Here is a 24,675-nt window from a genome sequence, read left to right on the forward strand (position 1 = left end):
CTCCAGGCCCCGGCTAGTTCGGGGCTTTTTTTGCAGATGGGTAGAGGTTTGGCTCAGCCGCGGAGAATCACCCGCGCCGCGTTATGCCCAGGCGCACCCGTCACACCTCCACCGGGATGGGTGCCGGATCCACACAGATACAACCCCGGCACCGCGCCGCGATAGGCACCCTGCCCCAGTAGGGGGCGTGCGCTGAACAGCTGATTGAGGCTGAGGGCGCCGTGAAAGATATCGCCTCCAACCAGGCCGAAGATGCGTTCCAGATCGAGCGGGCTGAGGATCTGCAGGCCCAGGACCGATGCCGCGAATCCGGGCGCGTAGCGCTCGACCGTGGCGATCATCAGATCGGCCACCTCGTCGCGATAATCGTCCCAATGCCCGCCATCGGGCAGTTGCGGTGCTACGTGCTGACAAAACAGGCTGGCGACATGCTGACCAGGCGGCGCAAGGGTGTCGTCCAGGGTGCTGGGAATGAGCAGTTCGACCACGGGCTCACGCGACCATCCCAACGCGCGCGCGTCATGCCAGGCCCGGTCCATGTAGTCCAGGCTCGGTGCCAGGATGATGCCGGCGGTCAGGTGATCGCCGTCGCCGGGCAACGCGGTGAAGTCCGGCAGGCGCGAGAGTGCGACATTCATGCGGAAGGTGCCCGACCCGCAGCGGTAATGGGCAATACGTTCGCGCGTTGTCGCAGGCACGTCGCCTGGCCGCATCAGGCGCTGATACAGCAGTTTCGGGTTGACGTTGGCCACGATCGCGCGGGCGTGGATCGTCTCACCGCCGGTCGTGACGACACCGACCGCACGCCCCTGCTCCACCAACACGCGCTCCACCACGCAGCCGGTACGGATTTGCACGCCGTGTTCGCGCGCGCTGGCGGCCATGGCCTGAGTGATCGCGCCCATGCCACCGATGGCGTGGCCCCATGCCCCCTTGACCCCGTTGCTCTGCCCGAACACGTGGTGCAACAACACGTATGCGGTACCCGGCGTGTGGGGACTGGCGTAATTGCCGACAATGCCATCGAAGCCGAACAAGGCCTTGATCGGCGCGCTTTCGAACCAGCGATCCAGATATTCGGCCGCTGAAATCGTAAACAGGTCCAACAGCTCCTGGCGCAATGTCAGCGGCAGGCCCTGCAACTGCAGCCCGAGCTTGCCTGCCCGCCATAGCTGCGGCAATACCTGCAACCAGCCGCCATCGGTGACATCAGGCGGTGGCTGCAAGGCCAGCGCACGCAATACATCGGCCAACTGCTCCAACCGCGCTTCGTAGGCGGGCAATGCGGCCGCATCCCGCGCTGAAAACCTGGCAACTTCCTGCGCCGTGCGCCCTGCCCCGGCAAGCAGATAGTCACCGTTCGGCAACGGCAGAAAATTGTTGAGACGTCGCGGCACCACGTGCAGGCCATGGCGTTCCAGTGCGAGATCGGCGATGACCTTGGGTTGCAGCAACGACACCGTGTACGCCGCCACCGAATTGCGGAAACCTGGATGAAACTCCTCGGTCACCGCCGCACCGCCAACCACGTCGCGCGCTTCCAACACCAGCACCCTTTTACCAGCCTTGGCCAGATAGGCAGCGCACACCAGCCCGTTGTGGCCGGCGCCGATGATCAGTGCATCCAGGGGTTCAGAGGCGACGGGCATGCACTGGTATATAGCACCGCTCATCCGCGCCCACCATGTGGCAGCGGCAGCGTATGAGCGCCTGCCCGCCGCTAACAATGCAGCACTACGGCGGCGCGCGCGGGTGGTAGGCGAAGAACGGTCGCTGCACAGTGCCGCTAGTGGTTGCCAGCAAGTGCCCCGCTGGGTGATTCGGGGGTGACCACGCCGACACCTCCAGCCGACAGCTGCAGGTTGTGTGACATCGACAGTACCGCCGTTGCCTACTGGCCATGGCGGGCCGGCTCACTGGATGTTCGGTACCCCCGCGCCCCAAAAGCTGGTGCCTCCCCCGGCCCTCTACGCCCCGCACCCATGACCTTCGACACCATGCCATCCGGCTGGCGAGGCGTAGAGTGCCGGCCACGGCCCCGGCGACGGGGCTTCCCATCGATGCTTCCGGAGTCCTTTGTGATTCGTACACCTCATTTATTGACGCTGACCCTGGCCGTGGCCACCGCCCTGAGCGGTTGCAAGAAGTCCGAAGACACCGCACCTGCCGCCCCTGCGGGCGACACCGCGGCCACTACCCCGGCAGCGCCCAAGACGCTGACCCTGGACCAGAGCAAGCTGCCGGCAGTGAACCAGTTCACCGCGGCCGACCTAGACCCCAACAGCAACGCCTGTACCGATCTGAACGCCTACGCCAATGCCAAGTTCCTGGCCGCCAACCCGGTGCCGAGCGACCGCACCAGCTGGGGCGCGTTCGAGATGCTCGACGAGCGCTCCAATGCGATCCAGCGGCAGTTGGTGGAACAGGCCGCAGCCGACGGCAAGGCCACCGGTGTGGAAAAGATCGTCGGCGACCTGTGGTCGACCGGCATGGACGAAGCCAAGATCAACGCGCAGGGCATCGAGCCGCTGAAGCCGGAACTGGCCGCCATCGACGCGATCAGCGACCAGGCCAAGCTGGTGGACTACCTGCGCAGCAGCGCGGCCAAGGGCAACAACGTCCTTTTCGGCTTCGGCGCCGAAGCGGACTTCAAGAAGTCCAGCCAGAACATCGCCTATGCCATGCAGGGAGGCCTGGGCCTGCCGGACCCGGAGTACTACACCAGCCCCGCCAACAAGGCCAAGCTGGAGGCCTACCAGGCGCACATCGCCAAGGTGCTGGAGCTGTCGGGCGTGGCCGCGGCCGATGCCGCCGCGCAGGCCAAGCAAGTGGTCGCGTTCGAAACCCGCCTGGCCAAGGTGTCCAAGACCAGCACCGAGCTGTCGCGCGACGCCTCGCTGGCCTACAACCCGATCTCCCCCGCCGAGGCCGACAAGCTGACCCCGAACTGGTCGTGGACCGAGTTCTTCAAGTCGCAGGGCGTGGCCACGCCGGAGATGTTCTCGCTGGCGATCCCCGCCTTCCATCAGGAAGTGAGCAAGATGATCGCCGACACCGACCCGACGATCTGGCGCGCGTACCTGCGCTTCCACACCGTCGATGGCGCTTCGCCGTTCCTGAGCCAGCCGTTCGTCGATGAGAACTTCGCGTTCTACAACAAGACCATGCGCGGCCAGAAGGAAATCAAGCCGCGTTGGAAGCGCGTGCTGGCCACCATCAACGGCCAGGCCGGCGAAGCGCTGGGCCAGCTGTACGTCAAGGTTGCCTTCCCGGCCGATTCCAAGGCCAAGATGGAAACCCTGGTGACCAATCTGCGTACCGCGCTCAAGGCCCGCATCGAAAAGCTGGACTGGATGAGCCCGGAGACCAAGACCAAGGCCATCGCCAAGTGGGAAAGCTTCACGCCCAAGATCGGCTACCCGGAAAAGTGGCGTGAGTGGAACGGCCTGAGCACCGGCCGCGACAGCTACCTGGGCAACGTGATGGCCGCGCAGGAATTCAACTACAAGTGGAACCTGTCCAAGATCGGCAAGCCGGTGGACAAGACCGAATGGAGCATGAGCCCGCAGACGGTCAACGCCTACTACAACCCGCTGCAAAACGAGATCGTGTTCCCGGCCGCCATCCTGCAGCCGCCGTTCTTCGACCCGAATGCGCCGGAGGAAATGAACTACGGCGGCATCGGTGCAGTGATCGGCCATGAGATGACCCACGGTTACGACGACCAGGGCAGCCGCTTCGGCGCCGATGGCAACTTCATCCCCGATCCGGGTTGGTGGACGCAGAAGGACCTGGACGCGTTCAAGGCACGCACCGGCAAGCTGGTGGCGCAGTTCGACGGCTACCGCACGCCGGCCGGCGACAAGGTCAAGGGCGACCTGACCCTGGGCGAAAACATCGCCGACCTGGGTGGCCTGAACACCGCCTACGACGCCATGAAGGCCGCCACTGCCGGCAAGGACGACCCCAAGACCGACGGCATCACCCGCGACCAGCGCTTCTTCCTCAACTGGGCCACGGTGTGGCGTCGCAACTTCACCCCGGAAGAACTGGCCGTACGCCTGAAGACCGACCCGCATGCACCGGCGAACTTCCGCGCCATCGGCGCACCGTCGAACATGCCGGCATTCGCCGCCGCGTTCTCGTGCAAGGCGGGCGATGCGATGGTGCGTCAGGGCGACAAGCAGGTCGTGATCTGGTAACTGCGCAAGCGCGGTAAAACCACGGGCGGCCATCGAAAGATGGCCGCCCGTTTTCGTTGTGCACCCCGTATTTACCGCAGTGCCTTCCTCCAAATCCGCCAGCCGGCACCAACGACCGAGGCAGGCCATGCTCCTGCACTGGATGATCTTTCCTGCACGCACGCGCTGCCAGACCGATGCCGACCAACGGGTAGAACGCGCATCCTGCTGCGACGCCGTCGCTGCGCTCGCCACAAGCGCAGGCTACGCAAGACCCGCAAACACCAGTTGCAATGCGGTGCGATCTGCAATCGCGCCTGCATGCAAGCCTCAACAAAACTCAACGCACGCGCCCCCTGGTGATGGGTCCGCTTATGCTCGGCGTTTATCCCAGCCGCTGGCGCCCATGTCACACACCAAGACCTCCACGCTTGCCCTTGCCCTGCTGGTCGCCCTGGCAGGCTGCCAACGCGAAGCGCAAACCAGCAGCACGCCGGAAAAAACCGCGACCTCGGCACCTGCAGCGACAGCGGCCGCGAAACCTGCATTCGACATCGGCGAACTGGATGCAGCTACCAACGCGTGCCAGAACCTGGACGATTTCGTCAATGGCCGTTGGAAAAAAGCCAATCCCATCCCGGCCGACCGCACCAGTTGGGGGGTCTCCGACGTGCTCGTGGAGAACAGCCTGACCACCCAACGCCAGATTGCCGAAGACGCCGCAAGGCAGGCGGACACCCAAACCAATCCTGTCGCCCACAAGATCGGCATGCTGTATGCCTCGGGCATGGATGAAGCGGCCATCGAAGCGGCCGGCGACCGGCCGATCAAGCCACAGCTCGACGCCATCGCCGCGCTGACCTCAGGCAAGGAGGTTGCCGATTACATCACGCATCGTTTTGCCGAAGGCGATGCGCAGGTGTTCGATTTCGGCGCACGTGCGGACTTCAAACATGCCGACAGGCAGATCGGGTTCGCGCAGGAAGGTGGACTGGGCCTGCCGACCAAGGAGTACTACACCTCTCCCGAATACGCGCCTATTCGCGAGGCATATCTGGCTTACATCGCCAAATCCTTCGAGCTCACCGGCAGCACCGCAGACGCCGCCAAGGCACAGGCGAGCGAGGTCCTGGCGCTCGAAACACGGCTGGCCGCGGCCTCGCTCACACGCACCGAGGCGCGTGACCCCAGGAACCAGTATCACTTCGTCAGCACGGCCGAGGCCGACAAACTCACGCCGCACTTTGCATGGAGCAATTTCTTCGCCGTGCAAGGCATCGACAGCGGTGCCGGCTTTTCCCTGTCGCAGCCGCGGTTCTTCGCCGAATTCGATCGTCAGCTGGCGAACGCGCCGATCGCCCAATGGCAGGCCTATCTGCGCTTCCACACCATCGACGACGCCTCCAAGCAGCTCAGCAAGGCCTTCGTCGACAACAACTTCGCGTTCTATGGCAAAACGCTGTCCGGGCAACCCGAACAGCAGCCGCGTTGGAAGCGCGTATTACGCACGGTCAACGGCGCAATGGGCGAAGGGCTGGGGCAGCTCTACGTCGCCAAGGTGTTCACGCCGGAAGCCAAACAGCGTGCCAGCGACTTGGTGGACAACGCGCGTGTTGCGCTCAAGGCACGCATCGAGAACGTCGACTGGATGAGCCCGGAAACCAAGGCCAAGGCCATCGCCAAGTGGCAAACATTCCTGCCCAAAATCGGCTATCCCGACACCTGGCGCGACTGGTCGGGGCTGGAGATCGTGCCTGGCGCGTATTACCGCAACCTGCAGGCAGCAGCGAAATTCAATTATCACTACGACATCGCCCAGATCGGTAAGCCCACCGACCGGATGCGCTGGCAGATGACCCCGCAGACGGTCAATGCGTATTACGACCCCAGCACCAATTCCATCAATTTCCCAGCTGGAATTCTGCAGCCGCCGTTCTTCGACGCCAGTGCGGACGACGCCTTGAACTACGGCGGCATCGGCGCGGTGATCGGGCACGAAGCCACGCACGGCTTCGACGATGAGGGTCGGCAGTTCGACGGCGCCGGCAACAATGTCGACTGGTGGACACCGCAGGATCGCAAGGCCTTCGAGCAACGTGCCGAGCGACTGGTCAAACAGTTCGATGCCTACGTGCCGCTGCCCGACCACCCCACGGTGCACGTCAATGGCAGGCTCAGCCTGGGCGAAAACATCGCCGACCTGGGCGGTACCAACGTCGCCTACGATGCGTTGCAGGCAGATCTGCGCGCGCATCCGGAACGCGCCGTCGCGATCGACGGCTACAGCCCGGATCAACGCTTCTTCCTGAACTATGCACGCAGCTGGCGTGGGCAGACGCGCGAACAGCAGCAGCTGGTCTACCTGGCAAGCGACCCCCATGCGCCCGACAACCTGCGCGCCATTGCCCCGCCCTCGAACATGCCCTCCTTCGCCAAGGCATTTTCCTGCAAGGCCGGCGATGCGATGGTGCGGCCAGAAAAAGACCGTGTGGTGATCTGGTAAGCCTGCACAGGCGACGGCTGCAAGCGCTTCCAACACGGTGGCACCCGGTACAGGCCCGCACGCGGGGGCCTGTCGCATTCATGCAAGCGGCCGGCACCGAACACGAACCGGCGCGCGCGCCTGCCTGCGCGGCACGCAGCCTTGCTAAACTCCGCCGACTTCAATCTGGCCACCCTTCTTCTCGATGCCCACCATTCGTCCGCTTGCCCTCGCTCTTGGCTTCAGCCTGATCTCGCTGCTGTCCGCCCCCGACGCCGACGCCGCTCGCAAGAAGAAGGCCGCAGCGCCCAAGGCTCCGGCCGTCTCGGCGGCCTGCACCAATTTCTACGACTACGCCAACGCCAGCTGGCTCAAGGCCAACCCCGTGCCGCAGGCCGGCGCCGTCACCGCGCTGGGTCAATTGTCCGAGCGCGCTCTGCAGCAACAGCGCGAGTTGCTCGATGCATCGATGAAGTCCCCGCAGGGCAACGTGCAGAAGCTGCTCGGCGATTTCTGGGCCAGCGGCCTGGACGAAGCGGCTGTCGAGAAGGACGGCTCCAATCCGATCGCCCCCCTGCTCTCGCGCATCGACGCGATCAAGAAGGCCAAGGATGTGCCCGCTTCCATCGCCGCGTTGCATCAGGTCGGTATTCCGGTCGGCTTCAATTTCGGCCCGGACGTGGACCTGAAGGCGCTCGATCGCCATATCGGCTACTTCATGCAGGGCGGCATGGGCCTGCCCGACCCGGCCTTCTACACCCGCACCGACGCCGACACCCAGGCGCTGATGGGCCGCTACCGCGCGTACGTCAAGCAGATCCTGGCGCTGACCGGCACCGCTGCCGACAAGCTCGACGCCGACGCCGCCTCCGTGCTGCAGATCGAAACCGCGCTGGCGCGTAGCGCGCAGTCGGTGCAGGGCATCAACAACCCGTTCAACAACTACGCACCGATCGCCACCAAGGAACTGGGCAAGCAGTACAAGAACCTGCGCCTGGCCGACTTTCTGGAGGCGCAGGGCGTCAAGGACGACCTGGTGTCGATGGCCGACCCGGCCATGTTCAAGCAACTCGACAGCATGATCGTCAGCATCAAGCCGGACCAATGGAAGGCCTACCTGCGCTGGCGCGTGGGCGATGCGATGGCGCCGTACCTGTCCAAGAGCTTCCACGATGCCGAATACCAGTTCCGTGGCCGTCTGCTGCGTGGCGATGCGGTGCCGCCGCAGCGTTGGCAGCAGGTGCTGGACGCGATCAACGTGGCCGCCGGCCCGATGCTCGGCCGCGAGTACGTGGCGCGTTATCTGAGCAGCGACACCCGTCGCCAGGCCGAAGCCATCGCAGACCAGGTGCGCGATGCACAGCTGGCCGCACTGGAGCGCACCGGTTGGGGCAACGGCGAGGTGGTGGCCGAAGCCAAGGCCAAGCTGGCCGCGATGAAGATCGAAGTCGGCGCGCCGCGACGCGACCTGGATTACACCGTGCAGCCGATGGGGCGCGGCAGTTTCGGCGGCAATATGCTGATCGCCTCGACCTGGCGCCACCGCGAAGAGATGAAGCGCATCGGCAAGGGCAACGCCGACCGTCGCTGGGACGTGCTGCCGCAACAGCCGGCGGTGGCCTACGACATTGCGCAGAACCGCCTGATCGTCACTGCCGCCGTGTTGCAGGCGCCGGTGTTGACCACCGGCGGCACCCAGGCCGCGCAGTACGGTGCCTACGGTGCGCTGGTCGCACACGAGATCACCCGTGCGATCGATGCCAAGGGCTCGCTGGTCGATGCCAAGGGCGAATTGCGCAGCTGGTGGACGCCGGCCGAAAAGGCGAGCTGGACCATGCTGACCAACAAGGTCGCCGCGCAGTTCTCCGCCTACCCGTACCCGGGCGTGCCCAACGCCAAGGTCAATGGTGCGCAGACCGCCGAAGAGAACCTGGCCGATCTGGCCGGCGTCGAATTGGCCTGGCAGGCGTTCAGCAAGGCGCAGCCGGCAGCCACCGAGGCCGACAAGCAGGCCTTCTTCACCGCCTGGGCCGGGCTGTGGGCACAGCAGTTGTCGCCCAACGAGGCGGTGCAGCGCGCAAGCGCCGACATCCGCGCACCGGGCCAGTGGCGCACCAATGGCCCGCTCTCGAACCTGCCCGAGTTCGGTGCAGCGTTCAGCTGCAAGGCCGGCCAGCCGATGCAGCGCGTGGATGCCGAGCAGTTGAAGATCTGGCGCTGAGTCAGGCGCCAGCAAGTCGCTGGCAATCAGCACGCAGTGGCAGGCAATAAAGAAGAGCGCGGACTCCGCGCTCTTTTTTTGTGCCTGGCATTTCGCCCATCCGTTGCTTACCTCAACGCGCTCTTCGTAGGGGCGGCCCGGCCGAGATGAAGCCTTGCCGGTAAAACCCCATCGCGGCCAGGGTCGCTCCTACGGAGCAGCGTGGATCTCAACGCACCACGCGCAACGGCGGCTTGCGCTTCCCGCCGCCCTTCCTTCCGCCGCTGCCGCCGAATGGCGACTGGCCGCGCCAGTAGCGGATCATCAGCCAGCCGAACAGCATGCCGCCCAGATGCGCGAAGTGGGCCACGCCAGGCTGCCAACCGGTCGCCCCGAGCAGTAACTCGATCGCGCCGAACACGATCACGAAGGTCCGCGCCTTCATTGGAATCGGCGGGAACAGCAGCATCACGCGCTGATTGGGGAACAGCATTCCGTAAGCCAGCAGCAAACCGAACACGCCGCCCGATGCGCCGACGACCGGCGCACCGCTTTGCGTGAACCAGGCCATCAGCAACTGGCACAGGCCGGCGCCGGCGACGCACACGAGGTAGTAGGTGAGAAAGCGCTTCTGGCCCCAGGTCTGTTCCAACGGCGCGCCGAACATGAAGAGCGCCAGCATGTTGAAAAATAGATGGTTGAAGCCGCCATGCAGGAATGCGTAGGTCAGCAGCTGCCAGGGCATGAAGCTGGCACCCGGCGAAAACGCATCGAAGCCGTTGGACAGCGGCCACAACATCAGCCACGACAACACGCTGTCCGATGGCAACACGCCAGCGCCCAGGTCGCCCACCGCCCATTGCAGCAGGAACAAGCCGATGTTGGCGATCAGTAATGCTTTGGTGACGGGCGGCAATTGAGGCATGGCGGCTTCCTTCGGAATGCTGCCGATGATAACGGCAGGCTTATGAAGGTCCCCACACGGCCGCATCCAGCCGCTGCGCGGCGCTGGCCCGGCGCACACGGCCACGTTCCACCTGGACGCCCTCGTCGCGCAGGCGCTGGCATTGCTCGCGGTAGCCTGCCGAGCCTTCGGGCAAGGCAATCCGGCCGTCGCTGCGCAATACGCGGTGCCAGGGCAGCTGCGGGTCGTCGTTGCCGCTGAGCACGCGTGCCACCAGTCGCGCACGGCCCGGCAGGCCCGCGCGCCGGGCAACTTCCCCATAACCGGCGACCTCGCCCACGGGAATTGCGCCGATCGCCTGAAGAATCCGCAGCCGCGCCTGCTCGCCGGACCGTGACGCGCCCTTGGAGCCTGCGCGCGCAGGCGGGCTGGCGCTGCCGCGCGGTGTTGGATGGCGAGATGTGGGCATCGCACAAGCATGCCAGCTGATGAGCGTGCGTGTGCGGATCGCCCTGCACGCGAGGGGAAAGTTGCAAGCCCTCTGCTCCCGGGAGAGGGCTTGAGGTGCGGGCGCAGCAAAGCAAACCGCCGAGGACACGCAATCAGTCGTCGTTTGTTGGTGGATAAAGGTACAACCAACCTTGAACATCAGGTCGCGTTGGATCGATGCGTCGCTTGTACCAGACCCTCACCCAACCCTCTCCCACAGGGCCAGGGGCTCGCTCCCTTCTTCCATCGATACACTGGGGGACCAGGTGGCGCGCAGCGCCGGATGAGGCTACGGCTGCCACTGGCTATCCCAGCCTGGCATTGGTCAAGGCATCGCCTCATGCGCCGCCACGCGGCAACCCACCATCGATGGCGACAGCGCCCTCCCTCAATGCATCAACACAATCTCCTCAGACGAAGTGGGATGAATCGCCACGGTCTCCTCGAAGTCCCGCTTGGTCGCGCCCATCTTCACCGCCACCGCAAAGCCTTGCAGCATTTCGTCGGCGCTCTCACCCAGCAGATGGACACCGACCACACGTTCTTCCTCGCCCACGCACACCAGCTTGAACAGACTGCGCTGCGGCGCGTCGGCCAGCGCGTGCAGCATCGGGCGGAAATTGCTGCGGTACACGCGCACCGCACCGTTGTACCGTGCACGCGCCTGTTCTTCGGTGAGCCCGACATTTCCAAGCGGCGGGTGCGAAAACACCACGCTGGGCACGTTTTCGTAGTCCATGCGCGCATCCGGCTGATGACCGAACAGGCGATCCATCAGCTTGCGCCCTGCCGCAATCGCCACCGGCGTCAGTCCGACCTTGCCGCCCACATCGCCGATGGCGTGAATATTCGGCACGTTGGTGGTCTGCCCGTCGTCCACCACCACTTCGCCCTTGTCGCCAAGCGCAACGCCCACCGCCTCCAGACCCAGCCCGGCGGTATTGGCGCGGCGACCCACCGCAAAAAACACCTTGTCGAAGACGTCGTTGCCCTGCTCACGCGGATGCACGCAATGACCATGCACGCGCAACGCACCGTGCAGATCGCGCTCCAATGCGGTGGTGGTGAAACCGAAGTGCAGCCGCACGCCCAGATGGCGCAGGTTGTCGGCCAACTGCAAGGTCAGCTCCGCATCGAAGCGCTCCAGCAAGCGCTCGCCCTGCACGAACAGATGCACGCGGCTTCCCAGGGCCTGCAGCAGCCCGGCGATTTCCACCGCGATATAGCCACCGCCGACAATCGCGACCCGCTCGGGCGCATGGCAGAGATTGAAGAAATCGTCGGAGACTTCGCCATGTTCTGCGCCCTCCACGTCCGGGCGTAGCGGGTGTGCGCCGGTGGCGATCACGATGTGCTCGGCGGTCACCGGTACGCCGTCGCTGCCCATGACGGTATGGCGGTCCTGCAATACGCCGCGTTGCGGGATCAGGACCACGCCATCTTCGTTGAGGCGGCGTCGATAGCTGGCGTGGATGTTGGAAATGTACCCCTGCCGATGCGTGACCAGCTCCTGCCAGGCCAGCGTCGGGCGCGGCACCTCGAATCCCAGCGCGCTGGCCAACTCGATCTTGCCGGCCAGATCGGCTGCCAGCCACATCGCCTTCTTCGGCACGCAACCGAGATTGACGCAGGTGCCGCCCAGTTCGTCGGGCTCCATGATCGCCACGCGCGCGCCATGTTTTGCTGCGCGAAATCCAGCCGCGAGGCCGCCGGAGCCGCCACCCAGAATCACCACGTCGTAGTCGTAACGCGCACTCATGCGAAACGCTCCGCCCGGTAAGGATGCGGGTCCAGCGCGGGTGCGCGGCCCGTGATCAGGTCGGCCATCAATTGTCCGCTTGCAGTGCTCATGCTGATGCCGAGCATGCCATGCCCGGCTGCGAGCCAGACGTGAGGATGGCCCGGCACCGCGCCCAGGACCGGCACGTCGTCCCAGGTCATCGGCCGCCATCCGTACCAGCGCTCGATCACCGCAGGCCCGCATGGCGCCTGAAGATATTCGGCCGCTGCACGCTCCAACGCAGCCAGGCGTGTGGCATTGAGCTGCGTATCGCGCCCGGAAAATTCCATCGTGCTGCCGATGCGCAGGCGGTCGCGCCACGGCACCACAAACACCCAGCGGTCCTTCAACACCACCGGGCGGCGCGGCATCAGATGCGGCGCGCTGTAGGTAATCGAATAGCCCTTGCCGGCCTGCACCGGCAGGCGCAAACCAAGTTGCGCCGCCAGCACCGGCGACCATGGCCCGGTTGCGATCACCACTTCGCGCGCAGGGCGCTTGCCGTGCTCGGTCTGCACGCAGCTGCCAGCTCCATCGGGCACGATTGCCTGCACGCGGCAGTGCGCATCGATCACCACGCCACGTGCGCGCAGCACCCTCGCAAGCTCTGCGGTGTACTGCTCCGGGCGCAGATGGGCATCGCCCGGGAAGTGGATCGCACCGGCGATCCCATCGCGAAATGCGGGATTCTGGCGTATGTAGTCCGCACCATCGATGACCTCGGCCCGGATCCCCCACTGCGCCAGCAGCGCGCATTCGTCGCGGTATTGCGCAAAGCGGCGCGCATCGCCGAACACGTAATCCAGCCCGTCGTTACGAAACTCGCACTCCAACCCGTACCGCGCCACCCACGCGTCGAAGCGCTGCCGCGCGTCGTGCAACAACGCCGCGCGCGCCTGTGCACTGGCCTGCCAATCGCGTGGATTGCAGCGCCGCGCGAAACGCAGCAGCCAGCGCCACAACCCCGGATCCAGACGTGGCGGGATATACAGCGGCGCGTCCGGGGTGAACATCCATTTCAGTGCCTGCGCAATCATGCCGGGCGCCGCCAGCGGCGGTGCATGGCTTGGCGTGATGGTGCCGCAATTACCGTAGGAGGTCGCCGCGCCGGGCGCACCGGCATCGAGCACGCGCACCCGCCTGCCCGCTTCGACCAGTGCCAGCGCGGTGGCCAGGCCAATCGCGCCCGCACCGATCACCACCACATCATCGCGGCTGCCGTGCATGCAGGCGCTACCCGGCGCGCCCAGCGCCACGCCACATCGGCGGCACCTGCAGATAGGTCGCGCTGCGCCATAGCCATTCCATCGGCCCGAAGCGGAACCAGTGCAGCCAGCACCGGCTCAGTTGCACCTGCAGCGCGAACAGTGCCAGCGCGAACGGCAGTTGCCACACCCGCGGCAGCTGTTCGAAATAGCCCAGCCCGTAGCCATAGAAGATGCCGGTGCAGACCAGCGATTGCAGCAGGTAATTGCTCAATGCCATCCGCCCCGCCGGCGCAAGCCATGCCAGACGCGGTGCCAGGCGCACCACCCATGCGGCGTAGCCCAGGCACATCAACGGCCCTGCAATCAGCGACAGCGCGAAGGCGCCGGACAGGCGCAGGTCCAGCCGCGCCGGATCGATCCACGGTTCCAATGCATAACTTGCCAGCATCACGCCCAGCCCGAGCGGCAACACGCCATGGCGCAGCGTCGCAAACAAGCGTGGGAAGCGCTCGGGCGCGGCGATCGCACCGCTGCGCACGAACCAGCTACCGAGCAGGAACATGCCGAGCATGGCCGGGCCATTGATGCTGAGCCCGGTCATCGCCTGCTGAAAGTCATGCCAGCGCTGCACCGTCGCCTGCAGGTAAGTGCCGCTGCCGAATGCGGCGCGCTGCGCCTGCACATTCGCCAGCGCCTGCTGCGCGGCGTCGGCCATCGCCGCTTTCCACTGCACCGTCGCGGCAGGATCGGCCTGCGCCAACTCGCCTGCCACCCCATACAGCAGGGTCAGCCCGGGTGCGCACAGGTACACCAACGCAGCGAACCACGGCAGCGTCACGGTCGGCACGTTGCGCGCACTGAGCAGCAGCAACGCCAGCAGGGCATAGGTCACCAGGACATCGCCGGACCACACCAGCAGCGCGTGGGCAAGCCCGATCGCCAACAGCCCGAGGGTGCGGCGCAGATACAGGCCGAAGAACGCGCGCCCGGCCTGCGCGGCGCGCTGCGCCATCACCGCAAAGCCCATGCCGAACAACAGCGAAAACAGCGTGTAGAACTTGCCTTGCACGAACACGTAAACCAGCGCATCGGCAACCCGGTCGGCGCCATGCCAATGCGGCTCCACTCCGGTCATGGCCAGATCGAGCGGCCCGACAAAGGCTTCGATGTTCATCAGCAGAATGCCCAGCAGCGCCACGCCGCGCAGGACATCCAGCACGACGATGCGCTCGGTCGCAGCAATGGGAAGCAGCACGTCGCGGGATGTCATCACGGCTCAGGCAACCAGATACGGCGGCGCGCGCCGCAGAATGCAAACGGCCCGCCGATGGGGCGGGCCGTCAGGAACAGCAATCATGCACGCGCCGCGGCAAACCGCACGGATGGGCCGACATGCGCGTGGACTGCATGCGCCAGCGCAGCGCCGGATGACCGGCCTACGTCAGTGGCGCGCAGGCGTCCCACCCGTCCAACCGCCATACGAGCGCGTGCCCCACCCTTAGTGGTGATGACCGCCGTCGCCGTGCACATGGCCGTGGTCGCGTTCTTCTGCGGTGGCTTCACGCACTTCGACGATCTCCACGTCGAAATGCAGATCCTTGCCGGCCATGGGGTGATTGAGGTCCACATCGACCACGCTCATGCCGACTTTCTGCACCGTCACTGCGCGCGGGCCGAAGTTGGTCTGCAGCACGACCTGGGTGCCGGGCACCAGCTTGGTGGCGCCAAAATGCTTCTTGGGTACGCGCTGGCTCAGGCCTTCGCGGTATTCGCCGTAGGCGTCGGTGGCCTTGACGTCCACGCCGAAGCTCTCGCCGGCCTCCTTCCCCATCATGGCCGCTTCCAGGCCCGGGATGATGTTGCCGTGGCCGATCATGATCGCCAACGGGTCACGCTCCTTGGAGCTCTCGATCGGCTCCTGGCCGATCTCCGAAACGGTGTAATGGAAGCGGACGACGCTGTCTTTTTCGATCTTCATGCCTGGCTCTGAATGGGCTGCCCGGTGGCAGACGGTTGAGGACGGCTTGTCGGCCGCCGGGTGCGCCGCCATCATGGCGACCTTTCGAACCGCCCATTATCCCGGCTCCATGCATATCACGCCAGTTTTCGCCGCCCGCGCCCGTTGCGCCGCGGCCAGCCTGTTGCTGGGCCTGCTGCTCCTGGGGGGCTGTTCATCGCACGCGCCGGTTCAGCGCCCGGCCGCGCCACCGCCGACAACGCGCGTGTGGCCGCAGGTAACGCCAGCCGACCCGGCCGCCGCCAACAACATCCTGATGCGCGCGCTGGGGTTGGTGGGCACCCCGTACCGGTTCGGCGGCAACACGCCGGAGACCGGGTTCGACTGCAGCGGGCTGGTCACCTATGTCTACCGGGATGTATTGGCCCTGGCGCTACCACGCACCTCTCGCGAACTGGCCGCAATTCAGGGCCCGCGCATCCCGCCCGAGCGACTTGCCACCGGCGATCTGGTGTTTTTCGGCTCCGGCGGCAACGTGACCCACGTCGGCATTTATGTCGGTGAAGGCCGCTTCGTGCATGCCCCTACCACGGGCGGTACGGTCCGCCTGGATTTCCTTGATGGAGCTTACTGGCGTGACCATTATTCAGGTTCGAAACGGGTTTTGCACTGAAATGTGACGCAGATCACAAGTCATAAAACGGAAAGTTAACTTTTTTTGAACGTAACGATTCTTTCACCAGGGCATCATCTCGCATCGACAGCAGAACTGTGATTCCCGCGTGACGAACGACGAACAGATCAAAACTGGCGCCGCACCGCTTCCGCCCCGGAAACCGCTCCGCCTGCTATGCGCCACCGCTCTCTTGATTGCAACACTTCCCGCATTCGCGCAGACCGCCAGCAGCACGCCATCCGCTTCGCAGACGACCACGCCTGACAGCGCCGTCGCCGCCGAGAAAGCCGCAACCCGTAGTCGCGCCGACGCCGCTGCCACTGCAACACTGGCCGCCCTGCTTCCGCACCTGGCTGCCAACGACGCCATTCCGCTGATGGATCGCTCGGCAATGTTCGCCGGCGATCTCAGCCGCCTGCTTGCCAACTACGACGTGTCGCAGAGCGCAGCCAATGCGGCCCAGAACGCCGTGGCCGACAGCCGCGTGCAGGTGATCCTGCAGCGCGCCATGGCCCTGCTCGGCACCCCGTATGTCTGGGGCGGCGAGTCCACCGAAGGGTTCGATTGCAGCGGCCTGGTCGGCTATGTGTTCAAGACTGCACTCGGCATCGATCTGCCGCGCGTCTCGCGCGACATCGCCCGCGACGAATCGGCCGAACTGATCAAGGACCCGAGCGCGCTGAAGGCTGGCGACCTGGTGTTCTTCGGCAAGCGCGGTCGTATCGACCACGTCGGCCTGGTGGTCGGCGACGGCAAGTTCCTGCACGCGCCCAGCCGCGGCAAGGACGTGCGCGTGGATTCGCTGGCGAGCGGCTACTGGAGCGAGAAGTTCATCCAGGCGCGTCGCGTGCTGTAACGCTCGGTTGCCCGGACTCAGTCAAGCAAGGCCGCGACGATCTCGCGGCCTTTTTGTTGTGCGGAACCCGGCCGCGACGTCCGTGTGCGACTGCGCAGCCTCTTGGCGCCTACCGGCCCGCGTGCCAGGCGCACCAGGAGCCACGCTGCCCGCACCGCATGCGCTTTCATCGGGCCAGACGACCTACCCCGTACGCGGCTTACTGCGACGTGTCGGCCTTGTACCGTGCCATGGTGTCCTCGATGCCCTTGCTCAACTCCATCACCTTGAGCGCATATTCGGCCAGGCGTTGATCTTCCGGGGTGTCGGGCCGCCAGGACGGCACTTCGACCGGGGTGACCCCGTCCGGGTCCATCGCCACGAACACGATGATGCAATGCGTGCACAGGCGCGAGTCGCCTCCCATCGGACTGCGCGCGCGTACGTCGATGGCCAAATGCATGCTGCTGCGGCCGGTGTAGACCAGCTTGGCCGACACCGCCACCAGATCGCCGATGCGCACCGGCGCCACGAACCGGATGCCGCCCACCGCCACGGTGACGCAGTAATGCCCGCTCCAACCGCTGGCGGCGGCAAAGCCAACCTGGTCGATCCACTTCATCACCACGCCGCCATGCACCTTGCCGCCGAAGTTGACGTCGCTGGGCTCGGCCAGAAAACGAAATGTCAGATCACGCTGTTGGCCAATCACCGCCCGCCCTCGTCAATGGATGAGCTGGAAGTGTGCCATGTGGTTGAAGCTCGTCGTACCCGCGACGCGATGGCCGTACCGGTCGACGTGAGCGCCTACGAACATCGGCCGGCACACCCCTCGTTGCCATTGCTGTCCATCAGCGAATGCCGGATGCCTTGAAATTCACATGCGAGCGTGAGCAGCGTCATCGCCAGATCGCCCGACGCACACTGCCCGGCGTTATCAAACAACACCCACAAGCACCCTCAACCGCCAAGCACCCCAGGGTTGTCCCGCTTGCGCAGACACAGCCATGGAAAATGCGGCTGCGACACGCTGAGCGCCTTTCGCGCACGGGCACTCCAACAACGCGGGTCGAATAACCACTGCACCGCAAAGCGCTCGAACGTCGCGTAGGTATGCTGGTGGTAATGCGCGGCCAGCTCCGGGACGCCCAGCTCGGTGAAGTAGCGCAGGCTGCGTGCGGCACTCTCCTGGCCGCGCTGCGGCGTGGCGTAGAGCGGGCTATCGAGAATATGCAGCTCGCCATCCTCGCGCAGATGCGCGAGCAAACGTTCGATCAACGCGCCAGGATCAGCAAAATATTGCACGCAGGCGGGTAGCACGATGATGTCGAATACGTCGCGCGGCAGTGCCACGGTCTGGATGTCGCCAGCGATGAAACTCAGGCGCGCTGCATGGCCGAACACCCGTGCGGCCTGGGTGAGCTCGGTGCGATTGACGTCGATGCCGCAGACCTCGCGTTGCAGCGACTGCGCCAGCAAGTGCGATAGCCAGCCATTGCCGCAACCGAGTTCGAGGATGGCGCCCTCGCCGGCATGCGTGCCCAGGTGCTTCACCAGCAAACTGCTCGACAGCGCGCGCACGCGCCATTCCAGCGTTGCCCCCAGTTTTCCGCCCGGACGCGGCAGGCTGCGCACCTGCGCATCGGTGTACAGCCGGCCTTCCTTGCGCCGGATCTCCAGATAGCGCGTCTCGAAGGGGTCGTCGGCCAAGCCGCGCTGCACGAACACGCCATCCATGCGCTGCAGCTCGGGCAGCTGCTGCAGCCGTTCGCGCAGGAGTGGAGATTCGGCACGCATCAAGCCGCCTCAGCGCAGTGGTCTGGCGCTGTCGGCCGGCGGTTCTTCCAGTCCCACATTGGTGGAGGCGGAGTCGTAGATGCGCTTGTCGAGCAGTCCGGTTTCCTTGGCCACCAGCACCGGCACCAGCATCTGCCCGGTGACATTGGTCATGGTGCGCATCATGTCCAGGATGCGGTCGATCGCATACAGGTAGCCGATCACTTCCAGCGGCAGATTGGCCGCACTGAGCACCACCGTCGCCATGATGACGGCCGTGCCCGGTACACCGGCCGTGCCGAAGCTGCCGAGCACCGAGGCGATCAGCACCACGAAATACTGGTTGGCGGTCAGCGGCACGCCGGTGTATTGCGCGATGAACACCGCGCATAACGCCGGAAAGATCGCGCCGCAGCCATCCATCTTGATGCTGGCGCCCAGCGGTACCGCGAATGCGGCGTAATCCTTGCTGACCCCCAGGTTATGCGTGATCGAACGCATTGCCACCGGCATTGCCGCAAAGCTCGACGAACTGACGAACGCCACCTGCATGCCAGGCGCGGCACCGCGGAAAAACTTCCACGGGTTCAGCCCATGTGCGAGCAACAGGCTGCTGTAGACCACCACAATGTGGATCGCGCAGGCCACATACAGCGCCAGGACGAAATTGCCGAACGGCAGCAGTTTCGAAAAGCCGTAGCTGCCGACCAGGCCAGCGATCAAGCCAAAGGTGCCGAGCGGAGTCATTTCCAGCACGAAGCGCGTCACCTGGATCATGATGTCGCTCATCTGCCCGGTGAGCTTGCGCGCCTCGGCCACCCGCTCGCCGAGCTTGACCATTGCAAAGCCCAGCAACGCGGCGAAGAAGATCACCGGCAGGATCGAGCCACGCCCCGCCGCCAGCACCGTTTCGCCGGCCGCGTTGGTCTTGGTGCCGATGCCGGTCAGTGCGTAGAACGGATTGGACGGCACCACATCCAGCAGCACCTGGACCGGGCTTGGCACATCGCGCGGCTTCCAGGCCGAATCCACGCTCAGACTGAAATGGCCGGCGCCCGGCTGCATGATCGTGCCGACCGCCAGGCCCACGCCCACCGCCAATGCTGCGGTGATGACAAACCATAAAAACGTGCGTCCACCGAGTGCGGCAACCGACTTTTGCCCGTGCAAGGACGAGATCGCATTGATCACCGCGAAGAACACCAGCGGGATGGCGATCATCTTGATCAGCGTGACGTACAGGTCACCCAGGGGACCGAACCACACATCGGCCGCCGGGCCCATGGCCCAGCCGACCAGCGCGCCGAGGACGAAGCCGGCCACCACGCGTTGCCAGAACGGAATGCGCAACCACGCCGCAACCAGTTTCATGTCGTCGAATCTTCCGGGGGGAAAGTGCATGCACCATAGCCCAGGGCTGCCCTGCCCGCGAGATCACCGCTGGAACAGCGCTGTGTCATCGGTGTGACACCACCCAGCGCGGCATAATGGGGATTGATTCAGCCACGAGTTCGATGCCGATGCGTTACCGCCTGCCTACCCTCGCCGCCCTGACCACGCTGTGCGTCGCCGCCTGCGCCTCCACGACCGGCAGCAGCACCTCCGCACCCGCGTCGGTCCGCGTGGAGGTACCGCCGGTGGCGCACCCGGCGGGCGAAACCCCGCAGTGGTGGTACCGCTCGGGCGCCGCCCGTGCCGCCGGCAACGGCGCCATGGCCGGCAAGGCGCGCAACGTGATCCTGTTCCTGGGCGATGGCATGAGCCTGACCACGGTCGCCGCCGCCCGCATCCTGGACGGCCAGCGCAAGGGCGGGCCGGGCGAAGAAAACCTGTTGTCGTGGGAACAATTCCCCGCCACCGCTTTCAGCAAGACCTACAACACCGACTCGCAGACGCCGGATTCGGCCGGCACCATGACCGCGATCACCACCGGCGTGAAGTCGCACATGGGCGCGATCGGGGTCAGCAGCGGCAACCGCAGCGACTGTGCCGACAGCTTGAACAAGGGCCTGCTGAGCTGGCTGCAGCTGGCCGACAGCGCCGGCATGGCCACCGGCATCGTCACCACCACGCGCCTGACCCACGCCACGCCGGCGGCAACCTATGCGCATTCGCCGGACCGCAATTGGGAAAACGACACCGACCTTCCCGAATCGGCGCGTGCTGCCGGCTGCCAGGACATCGCCCAGCAATTGCTCTCCACCGCCCGCTACGGCCGAGGCCCGCAAGTGGTACTGGGCGGAGGACGCAGCCAGTTCCAGAGCGTGCAGGAGCGCGACCCGGAATACGACGACAAGGTGGGCCTGCGCCTGGACGGCCGCGATCTGGTGTCCGAATGGAAACAGGCGCACCCGCAGGGCGCTTATGTCTGGAACGAGCAGCAGTTGCAGGCAGCGTCCGGTGCACCGGCGCTGCTGGGCTTGTTCGAGCCGGACCACATGCAGTTCGACCACGACCGCAACCGCACCCCGCAGGGCGAGCCCAGCCTGACCGAAATGACCCGCACCGCGATCCAGTCGCTGTCGCGCGACCCGAATGGCTTCGTCCTGATGGTCGAAGGCGGCCGTATCGATCACGCCAACCACGCCGGCAATGCCTACCGCGCACTCGACGAAACCGTGTCGCTGTCCGATGCCGTACGCGCTGCCGTGCAGACTGCGCCAGCGGACACGCTGATCATCGTGACTGCCGACCATTCGCACACGCTCAACTTTGTTGGCTACCCGGTGCGCGGCAACCCGATCCTGGGCAAGGTGCGCGGCACCGGCGGCGAAGAAGGCGACCGCAGCCAGCTGGCCACCGACCTGGCCGGCCAGCCATACACCACGCTCAGCTACGCCAACGGTCCCGGCTACACCGGTGCCAGCAATGCGCAGCCGGCCGGCCCCAAGAAATATCCGCACGAACCCAGCAGCAGCGAGCCGGCTGCCGGCCGCCCGGACCTGACCCACGTCGACACCGAGGCCCCCAGCTACATGCAGGAAGCGCTGGTGCCGACCAAATCCGAAAGCCACGGCGGCGAAGATGTCGGCATCTGGGCCACCGGCCCCGGCAGCGCGGCATTCCGCGGCACGCTGGAAGAGAACGTGATCTACCACGTCATCGTCCAGGCCACCCCGCGCTTGCGCGAGCGCCTGTGCAAGGCAGGCACCTGCGATGCCGCCGGCGTGCCGGTGGAATTGCCCAGGCCGGCCACCTTCGAGGCTGCGGTCAAGCGCTGATGCGCGGGCGGCGCTGCGGCGATGGCGGGCGAGCTGGCGCGTGATGCGGTTGCCGCATCGCCGCTCGACCTGCCCGCCTGGCGTCGCCACCGCCATGTGCAATCGCGCCTGCGAACAGCCGCAGTCCCCAGCCGTTGGTGTGGTGCTCGGATGGGCCGTAGCGGAACGATGCGGTGACCGCGCACGGCAGCACGTTGCAGCCCAGACTGCAGCTGCGCACGGTTGTTCGCGCTACGGGGCGCCGGGAACGACGGAATCGTCGATGGGTCCCAAGCAGAGAACACCCCGGGCAGGCGGCCGACACGCAATCACGCAGCAGGGATGGCATCTGCTCGCCGAGCGCGCAGGAGCCGCTGCGAGATTGCGCCTATGCTGACCGGCACCCCGCTCCTGTTGCCAGCCACCCCGCCCGGCCCGGTGCTGCTGGCCTATAGCGGCGGGATGGATTCCAGCGTGCTGCTGCATCTGCTGGCGGCGACGCCACGCTATCGGCACGCAGGATTGCGCGCGCTGCATGTGCATCATGGGCTGCATGCCGATGCCGATGCCTGGGCCGCGCATTGCCAACGCACCTGCGACACGCTGCAGGTGCCGTTGCAGATCGTGCGGGTGCAGGTGGCACGCGACAGCGGTCTTGGGCTGGAAGCGGCAGCACGCCACGCGCGCCACGCGGCGTTCGCGCAGGCGCTCGCTACCGGCGAATGGCTGGCGCTGGCGCACCATCGCGACGACCAGGCGGAAACCTTCCTGCTGCGTGCGCTGCGCGCGTCCGGCCCCGAAGGCCTGGCGGCGATGCGGCCGCAGCGCCCATTCGCCAGCGGCACGCTGTGGCGCCCGATGCTGGCGCACGCCCGCGCCGATCTGCTCGCCTACGCGCATGCGCAAGGGTTGCGCTGGATCGAAGATCCCAGCAATGCCGACCCACGCCATGACCGCAACTTCCTGCGCAGCCAGGTCGTGCCGTTGCTGCAGCAACGCTGGCCGCAAGCACCCGACGCGTTGGCGCGCAGTGCGCAACTGAGCGCCGATGCCAGCGCATTACTGCTGCAGCAGGACATGGCGTTGTTGCCGAGCGTGCGGACCGCAAGCGGCGCGCTGGATCTGCAGGCATTGCGCGCGCAACCGGTGGAACGAAGGGCACGGCTGTTGCGCGCCTGGGTGAGTGCGGCGCACGCGCCGCCGCTGCCTGCGCAAGGCGTGGCCGCGCTGGAACGGGAAATCGACAATCACGCTGCAGATCGGCAGGCCTGCTTTGCCTGGCAACAGGTAGAAGTACGCCGCTGGCGCCAGTACCTGTTTCTGCATCGCCACGCTGCGGCCTGGCCGTCGGACTGGCACGCGCAGTGGGACGGCGCAGCGCCCCTGCACCTGCCCGACGGTGCGCAGTTGCAGTTGCTCGGCGCACCCGGGCTGCGCTTTGCGCAACCGCTGCTGGTGCGCGCACGCCGGGGCGGCGAGCGCGTCGTGCTGCCGCAGCGCACGCATTCGCACCAACTCAAACACCTGCTGCAGGCGCTGGATCTACCGCCGTGGGAGCGCGGGCGCCTGCCGATCCTGTGGGACGGCACGCAGGTGCTCGCCGCCGGCGACTGCATCATTTCCGCCACCTTGGACGCATGGTTGCAGACCAATGCCGCCGCGCTGCAATGGCGCGCGGCTGCCGACGCGAATTGACCCGCCTGCGCGCGCGCCGCACACTTTAGCGATGGCCAAGAAGTCTTTGAACGAAACGTCCCCGGTTGCCCGCTTCGAACAGTCGCTGGAAGAACTCGAGCAACTGGTGCAGAAGATGGAAGTCGGCGATCTGAGCCTGGAGCAATCGCTCACGGCCTACGAGCGCGGCATCGGGTTGTACCGTGATTGCCAGCAGGCGCTGGAACAGGCCGAACTGCGCGTGCGCTTGTTGACCGACCCCGCCCGCCCCGAGCTTGCCGAAGCCTTCGAACCGCCGTCGCTGGACGGCTGAGGTGAGCTCGGCGCTGTTCGACCACTGGATCGCCCGCACCGAACGCAGCCTGGAGGCGGGCCTGCCGCGCGCCACGCATGCGCCGCAGCGCCTGCATGCAGCGATGCGCCATGCCGTGCTGGGCGGGGGCAAGCGCATGCGTCCGCTGCTGGTCTACGCAAGCGGCGCTTTGTTCGGCGCTGCTGAGGATCAGCTCGACACGCCCGCGGTGGCGGTAGAGCTGATTCACGCCTATTCGCTGGTGCACGACGACTTGCCGGCGATGGACGACGACGCGCTGCGGCGCGGCCAGCCCACCGTGCATATCGCCTTCGATGAGGCCACCGCGATTCTGGCCGGCGACGCCTTGCAGACGCGCGCGTTCGAATTACTCGCCACTGCCCCTGCCAGCGCCGAACTGCGCGTCAGCTGGATGCAGAGCCTGGCCACTGCTGCGGGCGCGGCCGGCATGTGCGGCGGCCAGGCGCTGGATATCGATGCGACCGGGCAACTGCAGTCGCTGCAGGATCTGCAACGCATGCATGCGCTCAAGACCGGCGCGTTGATCCGTGCGGCGGTCCGGATGGGCGCACTCACCGGAGGCGCCGCGGCAGCCGACCAGCAGCGTCTGGACGAATTTGCCGACGCCTTGGGCCTGGCCTTCCAGGTACGCGACGACATCCTGGATGTGGAATCGAGCTCGGCGCAGCTGGGCAAGACCGCCGGCAAGGACGCGGCGCAAGCCAAATCCACCTACCCCGCCCTGCTGGGGATGGATGGCGCCAAGGCGAAGCTGGCCGAGCTGGCCGCGCGCATGCACGACGTCCTGCAGCCCTATGGGCAACCAGGCGAGACGTTGGCCACCTTGGGCCGGTTTGCGGTGAACCGCGCGCACTAGGCGCAGTTGCCAACGCCGCTACACCGCAGCGAGCGGGAACGGCCGATGCCCGAATCGATCTGAAGTTTCCCGCGTGCCGCAATGGCGCGCTGGTGGCTCGCGCAGCCACATCTGGACGATTTG

At 66.0% G+C, this 24,675-nt stretch carries 19 protein-coding genes; 9 read left to right on the forward strand and 10 right to left on the reverse strand.

Annotation, left to right across the window (positions count from 1 at the left end; translation table 11 throughout):
• Nucleotides 1-53 precede the first annotated feature (53 nt).
• The gene (locus ACCQ07_RS13645) at nucleotides 54-1,649 is read right to left on the reverse strand and encodes a phytoene desaturase family protein (protein WP_372363391.1); all 1,596 of its coding nucleotides are present in this window, start codon (nucleotides 1,647-1,649) and stop codon (nucleotides 54-56) included.
• 450 nt (nucleotides 1,650-2,099) lie between these two features.
• Here ACCQ07_RS13645 and ACCQ07_RS13650 point away from each other — a divergent pair, with 450 nt between their 5' ends.
• The 3 genes from ACCQ07_RS13650 (at nucleotide 2,100) to ACCQ07_RS13660 (ending at nucleotide 8,884) form a co-directional block, all read left to right on the forward strand.
• Nucleotides 2,100-4,202, forward strand: coding sequence for a M13 family metallopeptidase (locus tag ACCQ07_RS13650; RefSeq protein ID WP_029819769.1), 2,103 nt, complete (start codon nucleotides 2,100-2,102; stop codon nucleotides 4,200-4,202).
• 385 nt (nucleotides 4,203-4,587) lie between these two features.
• A complete protein-coding gene (locus tag ACCQ07_RS13655) occupies nucleotides 4,588-6,684 on the forward strand; it encodes a M13 family metallopeptidase (RefSeq protein WP_372164001.1) in 2,097 nt (698 codons plus the stop codon).
• Nucleotides 6,685-6,868: 184 nt separating this feature from the next.
• On the forward strand, nucleotides 6,869-8,884 hold the full coding sequence (locus tag ACCQ07_RS13660; RefSeq protein WP_014090552.1) for a M13 family metallopeptidase: 2,016 nt from the start codon (nucleotides 6,869-6,871) through the stop codon (nucleotides 8,882-8,884).
• A 208-nt stretch (nucleotides 8,885-9,092) separates the two neighbouring features.
• Here ACCQ07_RS13660 and ACCQ07_RS13665 read toward each other — a convergent pair whose 3' ends face one another.
• The 6 genes from ACCQ07_RS13665 to ACCQ07_RS13690 form a co-directional block, all read right to left on the reverse strand.
• The gene (locus ACCQ07_RS13665) at nucleotides 9,093-9,788 is read right to left on the reverse strand and encodes a rhomboid family intramembrane serine protease (protein ID WP_014090553.1); all 696 of its coding nucleotides are present in this window, start codon (nucleotides 9,786-9,788) and stop codon (nucleotides 9,093-9,095) included.
• A gap of 40 nt (nucleotides 9,789-9,828) precedes the next feature.
• On the reverse strand, nucleotides 9,829-10,236 hold the full coding sequence (locus tag ACCQ07_RS13670) for an MGMT family protein (RefSeq protein WP_033478907.1): 408 nt from the start codon (nucleotides 10,234-10,236) through the stop codon (nucleotides 9,829-9,831).
• A 408-nt stretch (nucleotides 10,237-10,644) separates the two neighbouring features.
• The gene (gene gorA, locus ACCQ07_RS13675; protein ID WP_071117670.1) at nucleotides 10,645-12,015 is read right to left on the reverse strand and encodes a glutathione-disulfide reductase; all 1,371 of its coding nucleotides are present in this window, start codon (nucleotides 12,013-12,015) and stop codon (nucleotides 10,645-10,647) included.
• Complete coding sequence (locus ACCQ07_RS13680) at nucleotides 12,012-13,292, reverse strand: NAD(P)/FAD-dependent oxidoreductase (protein WP_372164006.1); 1,281 nt, start codon at nucleotides 13,290-13,292, stop codon at nucleotides 12,012-12,014. The genes gorA and ACCQ07_RS13680 overlap by 4 nt, the downstream gene beginning before the upstream one ends.
• Nucleotides 13,270-14,514 carry a DUF418 domain-containing protein gene (locus ACCQ07_RS13685; RefSeq protein ID WP_218541049.1) on the reverse strand — a complete coding sequence of 415 codons (1,245 nt, stop codon included), beginning with the start codon at nucleotides 14,512-14,514 and terminating at the stop codon, nucleotides 13,270-13,272. The genes ACCQ07_RS13680 and ACCQ07_RS13685 overlap by 23 nt, the downstream gene beginning before the upstream one ends.
• Nucleotides 14,515-14,742: 228 nt before the next feature.
• On the reverse strand, nucleotides 14,743-15,222 hold the full coding sequence (locus ACCQ07_RS13690) for an FKBP-type peptidyl-prolyl cis-trans isomerase (protein WP_071117672.1): 480 nt from the start codon (nucleotides 15,220-15,222) through the stop codon (nucleotides 14,743-14,745).
• A 109-nt stretch (nucleotides 15,223-15,331) separates the two neighbouring features.
• On the opposite strand from ACCQ07_RS13690, the gene ACCQ07_RS13695 reads away from it, so the two are divergent.
• Both ACCQ07_RS13695 and ACCQ07_RS13700 read left to right on the forward strand, forming a co-directional pair.
• Entirely contained in the window at nucleotides 15,332-15,874 is a 543-nt protein-coding gene (locus ACCQ07_RS13695; RefSeq protein WP_029819777.1) for a C40 family peptidase, read from the forward strand.
• Nucleotides 15,875-15,983: 109 nt separating this feature from the next.
• Complete coding sequence (locus tag ACCQ07_RS13700; RefSeq protein WP_071117673.1) at nucleotides 15,984-16,733, forward strand: C40 family peptidase; 750 nt, start codon at nucleotides 15,984-15,986, stop codon at nucleotides 16,731-16,733.
• Between the two features lie 199 nt (nucleotides 16,734-16,932).
• Here the strand turns inward: ACCQ07_RS13700 and ACCQ07_RS13705 are convergent, their stop codons facing one another.
• From ACCQ07_RS13705 to ACCQ07_RS13715, 3 genes are all read right to left on the reverse strand, one after another.
• A complete protein-coding gene (locus tag ACCQ07_RS13705) occupies nucleotides 16,933-17,424 on the reverse strand; it encodes an acyl-CoA thioesterase (RefSeq protein ID WP_014090559.1) in 492 nt (163 codons plus the stop codon).
• Between the two features lie 248 nt (nucleotides 17,425-17,672).
• Nucleotides 17,673-18,509 carry a class I SAM-dependent methyltransferase gene (locus ACCQ07_RS13710; protein ID WP_071117674.1) on the reverse strand — a complete coding sequence of 279 codons (837 nt, stop codon included), beginning with the start codon at nucleotides 18,507-18,509 and terminating at the stop codon, nucleotides 17,673-17,675.
• Between the two features lie 9 nt (nucleotides 18,510-18,518).
• Nucleotides 18,519-19,859: a dicarboxylate/amino acid:cation symporter gene (locus ACCQ07_RS13715; protein WP_014090560.1), complete on the reverse strand. Its 1,341-nt coding sequence runs from the start codon at nucleotides 19,857-19,859 to the stop codon at nucleotides 18,519-18,521.
• Nucleotides 19,860-20,002: 143 nt separating this feature from the next.
• Here ACCQ07_RS13715 and ACCQ07_RS13720 point away from each other — a divergent pair, with 143 nt between their 5' ends.
• The 4 genes from ACCQ07_RS13720 (at nucleotide 20,003) to ACCQ07_RS13735 (ending at nucleotide 24,552) form a co-directional block, all read left to right on the forward strand.
• The gene (locus tag ACCQ07_RS13720) at nucleotides 20,003-21,709 is read left to right on the forward strand and encodes an alkaline phosphatase family protein (RefSeq protein WP_071117675.1); all 1,707 of its coding nucleotides are present in this window, start codon (nucleotides 20,003-20,005) and stop codon (nucleotides 21,707-21,709) included.
• A gap of 369 nt (nucleotides 21,710-22,078) precedes the next feature.
• Entirely contained in the window at nucleotides 22,079-23,383 is a 1,305-nt protein-coding gene (gene tilS / locus ACCQ07_RS13725) for a tRNA lysidine(34) synthetase TilS (RefSeq protein ID WP_071117676.1), read from the forward strand.
• Nucleotides 23,384-23,414: 31 nt separating this feature from the next.
• The gene (locus ACCQ07_RS13730) at nucleotides 23,415-23,675 is read left to right on the forward strand and encodes an exodeoxyribonuclease VII small subunit (protein WP_003486852.1); all 261 of its coding nucleotides are present in this window, start codon (nucleotides 23,415-23,417) and stop codon (nucleotides 23,673-23,675) included.
• A gap of 1 nt (nucleotide 23,676) precedes the next feature.
• Nucleotides 23,677-24,552: a polyprenyl synthetase family protein gene (locus ACCQ07_RS13735; RefSeq protein WP_277573990.1), complete on the forward strand. Its 876-nt coding sequence runs from the start codon at nucleotides 23,677-23,679 to the stop codon at nucleotides 24,550-24,552.
• The last annotated feature ends 123 nt before the right edge of the window (nucleotides 24,553-24,675 follow it).

The sequence above is a fragment of the Xanthomonas sp. NCPPB 3583 genome (assembly GCF_041475715.2).
Taxonomy (GTDB): Bacteria; Pseudomonadota; Gammaproteobacteria; order Xanthomonadales; family Xanthomonadaceae; genus Xanthomonas; species Xanthomonas euvesicatoria.